Here is a 4851-nt window from a genome sequence, read left to right as displayed (position 1 = left end):
TCCATTGGTTATAATAGCCGAGAAAAGGATGGTACAGCCACAACCAATATTTCCTTGAACAAGGATAAATCCTCTAGCGATTATCACAGTGTTGTGGAGCAATCAGGCATCAAAGCCGGTGATGGCGGTTTTAAGATCAACGTTAAAGATAAAACAACGCTGACCGGAGGACTTATTTCCAGCACAGCCTCGGCGGACAAAAACAGCCTGACCACAGGAAGCATCAGCACCAGTGATATCAGCAACGGTGCGCATGCGCAAGCTAGCAGCCAAGGTTTAAGTATTTCTGCGGGTGGTCCGATGTATCAGGGTAAATATGGTGTCGGGAAAAACATTGCTAAAAATCTCTTAGATCATTCAAAAGCCCAAGATTCAGAGGAAGGATACACCAAATCTGCTATCAGCAATGGCACTATCGTCATTACTGATGAAGCAGGGCAGAAGGCATTGACAGGACAAGACGTGGAACAAGCCATAGCCTCCCTTAATCGTGATACTGCCAGCGCCCATAAGGGTGTACAACAGCTCGATGTAGGCAAGCTGGAACAAATCGTCCATGAAAACCGTGAAATGGCAACTCAACTCTTAGAAGAAGGGTTTAAATACAGCGATGACTCCTATAAAACCATGTTTATCAAAGAGCACCCCATTGCCGTGGTCGACCGTGATGAAAAGGGTAATATAATCTATGAAATAGATGCAAATGGACAGTATATCACAGACGCTCGTGGACAACCAATACCTCACGCACATTATTTAACGGATGAAGAAAAGCAGCATTTACAAGAGGGTGCTGATGGCAAGGTGCATGTGTCCTTTAATGGCATCTTTACTCCACCAGAGGAAGCCGCTGTTTATGCGGTTCAACATGCGAAGGATAAAAATGCACCGCTTTATTTTGTTGTGTTCCCTCAAGCCGATTCTGCTATCTCAGAACTTTTGGTCGCGGGCTATCAGAAGTTTATGGAAAATAACTTTTGGGGTTTGACCAATTCAACACAAGAAGCAAAAGATTTGGTGTATAGCCATGGTATTACAGGGTTAGAATTTTATGGACATAGCCGTGGTACCATGACATTGGGAAATATGCTGTATTCTTTCAAACAAGAAGGTGTGCACGGTATAGCCGACAACACGAATATCAATTTCTATGGACCAGCCTTTAATGTTTTAGTTGCATCCGGTCTGTTAGGTTATGTGAGTGATGGCAAACAAACCACTATTGGCTTTGATGGGAATAGATACGACTTTGTAAGCAGAATTATTGGCGGCAATGGCTATACTTACGAGACAATACCTGCTGGTAGTAATTGGTGGAAAGAAACATGGAATATGTTCAAAAATCCTTATAATCCTCATACTTGCCTTGGAGATGCGGGTCCAAAATGTCGAGATATATATGGACTTTCCCATCGAGTACAATTCCCTTTAAGGAGGAAAAAATGAAACAAACTTTAAAATTATTAAGCGCTGTAACTTTGTTAAGTATAGCTGGATGTCAGTTTAATAAACCTCCTGCAGGATACTTCACGGTGTGGGAGAAATCAGGAGCAGATCGGCTTGAGGTAAAAAAAGCACTTTTAGAATGTGGAATGCCAGCTCCTTATGATGTATTTCCAGAAAACAGAAATTTAAGCAACAATGCATGGGCAACCATAGAAGCTTGTATGATTCAAGCTGGTTTCCATGATAAATATGATAGGGGGGGGGGCTGGTGTGGAAATCATAAAGCCGAAAACTTGCCCATTTGTCGTCCAGGTGCTGTTGTTCCACAGCGCAGTGTCAAGAAGCGCTTAAATAGCCCGTTTTGTAAAAAACATCCAGAACAATATGAATGCTATCCTTAAGTCTTGCTTGTGATGATCAACAATCCGCCATCCTTGCCTTCTCTTGGAATGGCGGGACTGTTCCCTCAATCCAACATTTCAATATTGTTCACCGTTGTTTTAATGAAGCGGTGACAGGAAATATCAACAGGCTTATGAGCTTTTTTATTGTAAATAAATCCATTGAAAGAGGGGAATAATGAAGAAAATCTTAAAACTATTGAGTTGTATAGCTCTGTTAAGTATCACTGGATGTGTTAACTCAATTCCCTCACTTTCTCCAGCATTATGGAGAAATAAAATACTTTTAGAATGTGGAGTACCGGACCTTAATAAGGTTGTGGCGCTAGATTTGAATCAATTTGCCAGTATTGAAATGTGTATGGCGCAATCAGGTTTTCGCCCTAGCTTTACAATACAAGATTGGTGTGAGAACCATAAATCAGACAACCTTCCCATATGTCGTCCTGGTGCTGTCATGCCTCAGCGAAGTGTTGAGAGACGCTTAAATAGCCCTTATTGTAAAAAGCATTCAGAACAACTTGAATGCAAACCTTAAGTCTTGTTTCAGCAGAGAAAGCCTTGAATTTACACCAAATAAAGCACCAGGTTGATGAGTTTGAGAAAGCCTTGTCCGTCCTTACGTGACAAGGTTTTCTTTTTATGCCGCGTCGTTATAACGTTGCTGTTTTGCTTGCTCGATGACATTCAAAAGATCTGATTGTAACCAACGGGATAAAAAGCCAAATTTTAAAGGTTTTGGGAGAGAGCCATTGGTTACATGACGGCGGAATGTTGAAACACTCATATGAAGCAATTTTGCACTTTCACGGTCAGTTAAAAGAATATCATTTTCTGTCATTCTAAAATCCTTTCACTATAAAAACAAAAACAAATCATAATCATTTATTAACCACATTTTGGTTCATTTAGAAAGATGTTTTATTCATAGAAAACAATATTTTATCATACAATTTCTGATGTGATAATTTATGACTCTTATTGAGAAAGAATGAGAGAGAAGAGAGAGAAAGTTATCCACAGATAATGGGGTTATTCACCCCATATCTTAAGATTGACCCGTGACATAAGCCGCCCATTTATCCATATAAACGCGGCGCTGTTCTAGATAGTCAGTGCGACGATAGGAGCGCTCTACTTGTCCTCCTACTGTATGACTTAGAATAGTTTCAGCGACCTCATAGGGGGCATCGGTTGTTTCTGCTAGCCAATCGCGTAAACTAGAGCGAAAACCATGCGGGCAGGCTTCAAGTTTATTGTCTCTCATATATTGAGCCATACACTTCTCAGCGAGGGGACCGCGACCTTTAGCAGAAAAAAAGAAATCATTACGAGAAAGCAATCGTGCTTGTTTTAAAATGTCTAATGCTTCAGTTGATAAAGGCACGCGAAACTCTGTTGTGGCATCACGCTTGCCTTTCATATTTTCAGCAGGTATGGTCCATATATCCCCATCAATTTGATCTTTATGAATATGACGTAAAGGATTGGTACGAACACCTGTCAGAATAAGCAAACGCAAAGCCAGTTGTGTTATAGTTGATGCTTCACAGAGTGTTTTATAAAAAGCCGGAACCTCTCTCCAATCCATGGCTGGTCTATTAGTGACCTTATGGCGTTGTTTTCCTAAGAGAGCTTTTGCTTTTTCTACAGCTTGTAAATCAACATCTACACCTAATGCAGCCGCATGTTTGAGACAAAGATTAAGACGTATCAATGCTGTTCGAGCAATTACAGCCTTTGTATGCCAAATGGGAGAAAGGGTATTGCGTATCTCTGTTTGCGTAATCTCTGAAACGGGTAAACAGCCTAGTTTAGGGAGAATATGAAGGCGTAAAGGTGTAAACCATTTACCATTTTTACCATCACCTTTTAATTCAGCTTTACGAGTTTCAAAAGTATCTAGTGCAATATCTTTTAAGTAATGGAGATTGCTTATTGCCTCACGCTTTTGTTTTTCACGTTCTTTAATAGGGTCACGCCCCTCACGTAAAACAGCCCGCCACCCAGTTGCCAATTCACGGGCTTGTTTTAAAGAGACATCTCTTAAAGCACCCAAGCCCATTTCGCGACGCCGCCCATGAATGGTATAACGATACAGCCATTGAGCACCTCCATCTTTACGCTTATGAAGAAGCAAGCCGGCACCATCATTATATTTGCCAGTTCCCAATGTTGCGACAGATCTTGCATTAAGACGATTCATAAGAACCATTTTTACTCCTTTCTGCTATAGTTTTTACCCACACGTCAGCCCCGCTTGTGGTGTGCAAGCAAGTGATATGAATTGATTCAAGATACACAGATTTAAGATGAGAGAATCTTACGTTATTCAGGGTTCTCATTCAATATGAATAACGCTAGATTATGATTATAAATCAATGCCTTGAACGCTTGTTGAATGCCGTTGGTTTGAAAGCGAGCGATATTATAAGGCGCCGGATTTAGAAACGGGTGAATTGCGTGATTATAGTGAAGAGGAATTTAAGCAGCTCCAGTGTATGATGCCCGATATTCAAGGGGCGGCTTTCAATAAAAAGGTTGTAAAACGTGCTTTTTTAGGCAGGAAATTGCTTGAATGCCCCGATCAACCTTTGGTTCCAGCGGGTCAATTGGGTTGGGAGTGTATAACGGGATATTTTGACAAGATAGAACGGCAATTTTATGGGGTTGTAAGACCGACAAAAGATCCACAACGATGGGCGAATAAATATTTTAGTCAAGTGATGCACATTCTCAATAGCCAATCCAAAGGCGGGATAATGGCAGAGCGGGGCGCATTTGAAGATGAGAGAGAAGCTGTAAAGAGTTGGAGCAGGGTTGATAGTATTACGGTTTTAAAAAATGGTGCTTTGGCTGGTGGTAAGATACAACCAAAACCCGTAGCGCAATTTCCAGCAGGCTTTTTCCAACTGTTTAATGAAGCCAAGGAAGCGATTAATCAAGTTACGGGTTTATCGCCTGAGTTTATAGGGACGAGAGAAGTCTCACAAGCGGGGATTTT

At 41.1% G+C, this 4851-nt stretch carries 5 protein-coding genes and 1 pseudogene; 4 read left to right on the top strand and 2 right to left on the bottom strand.

The window, feature by feature from the left end:
* From ACFINC_RS08905 to ACFINC_RS08895, 3 genes are all read left to right on the top strand, one after another.
* Window positions 1-1446: filamentous hemagglutinin (locus ACFINC_RS08905; RefSeq protein WP_375616972.1), on the top strand; the 1446-nt coding region annotated here is incomplete at its 5' end.
* Entirely contained in the window at window positions 1443-1847 is a 405-nt protein-coding gene (locus ACFINC_RS08900; RefSeq protein ID WP_375612686.1) for a hypothetical protein, read from the top strand. The genes ACFINC_RS08905 and ACFINC_RS08900, both read left to right, overlap by 4 nt.
* A gap of 178 nt (window positions 1848-2025) precedes the next feature.
* Entirely contained in the window at window positions 2026-2385 is a 360-nt protein-coding gene (locus ACFINC_RS08895) for a hypothetical protein (RefSeq protein WP_375608402.1), read from the top strand.
* A 102-nt stretch (window positions 2386-2487) separates the two neighbouring features.
* Here the strand turns inward: ACFINC_RS08895 and ACFINC_RS08890 are convergent, their stop codons facing one another.
* Window positions 2488-2688, bottom strand: coding sequence for an AlpA family transcriptional regulator (locus tag ACFINC_RS08890; RefSeq protein WP_015856172.1), 201 nt, complete (start codon window positions 2686-2688; stop codon window positions 2488-2490).
* A gap of 207 nt (window positions 2689-2895) precedes the next feature.
* Window positions 2896-4062, bottom strand: coding sequence for a tyrosine-type recombinase/integrase (locus ACFINC_RS08885; RefSeq protein WP_375616971.1), 1167 nt, complete (start codon window positions 4060-4062; stop codon window positions 2896-2898).
* A 175-nt stretch (window positions 4063-4237) separates the two neighbouring features.
* Here ACFINC_RS08885 and ACFINC_RS08880 point away from each other — a divergent pair.
* Window positions 4238-4851, top strand: a pseudogene (locus tag ACFINC_RS08880) (phage portal protein); the annotation flags it as partial.

Source organism: Bartonella sp. AP58NXGY, from assembly GCF_042195785.1.
Taxonomy (GTDB): Bacteria; Pseudomonadota; Alphaproteobacteria; order Rhizobiales; family Rhizobiaceae; genus Bartonella.
This window is presented reverse-complemented; position numbering and strand designations above follow the sequence as displayed.

Bases quoted from the DNA above. Each gene is read 5' to 3' on its own strand.
- ACFINC_RS08900 (WP_375612686.1), top strand. From the start codon at position 1,443: ATGAAACAAACTTTAAAATTATTAAGCGCTGTAACTTTGTTAAGTATA.
- ACFINC_RS08885 (WP_375616971.1), bottom strand. From the start codon at position 4,062: ATGGTTCTTATGAATCGTCTTAATGCAAGATCTGTCGCAACATTGGGA.
- ACFINC_RS08890 (WP_015856172.1), bottom strand. From the start codon at position 2,688: ATGACAGAAAATGATATTCTTTTAACTGACCGTGAAAGTGCAAAATTG.
- ACFINC_RS08895 (WP_375608402.1), top strand. From the start codon at position 2,026: ATGAAGAAAATCTTAAAACTATTGAGTTGTATAGCTCTGTTAAGTATC.